At 60.6% G+C, this 541-nt stretch carries 1 protein-coding gene; it reads left to right on the top strand.

Translation table 11 applies throughout. The annotated features are described in order from the left end of the window. On the top strand, positions 1 to 541 hold a 541-nt coding region (locus tag NRB16_RS29160), incomplete at both ends, for a chromate transporter (RefSeq protein ID WP_257107603.1).

Below are 541 nucleotides of genomic sequence, written 5' to 3'. Positions count from 1 at the left end.
GTGGCAGTCGTCGCGCAAGCTGTATGGGGGATGGCGCGCAACCTCTGTAGCGACGTTGCGCGCATCACCCTCATGACAGTGGCCACATGCCTGGTGCTTCTGGTGCCGACAGCCTGGGGACAGATGGGGGTTATCTTCGTTGCAGCGATCACTGGCCTGCTGCTGTTCAAGCCTTCGCAAGGAGAAGCGCATGATCCATTGCCGATGCCCATCAGGCCCCGTGCAGGTCTGCTCTGGCTGACGCTGTTCATTGCCCTGCTCGTGAGTCTGCCATTGCTGTCAGCCCTGTTCCCGAACCCGATACTTTCAATGATCGATGCCTTCTACCGCACCGGCTCACTGGTGTTCGGAGGCGGACATGTGGTGTTGCCGCTGTTGCAGGCCGAAGTCGTGCTGTCAGGCAAGGTCGATAACGATACATTCCTGGCGGGCTACGGTGTCGTGCAGGCCATCCCGGGACCGTTGTTCACCTTTGCGGCGTTTCTCGGAGCCTCAATGAATCAGGCACCCAACGGCGGGACTGGCGGGCTGATGCCCCTGT

It is taken from the genome of Pseudomonas sp. LJDD11, from assembly GCF_024584215.1.
Lineage (GTDB): Bacteria > Pseudomonadota > Gammaproteobacteria > Pseudomonadales > Pseudomonadaceae > Aquipseudomonas.
This window is presented reverse-complemented; position numbering and strand designations above follow the sequence as displayed.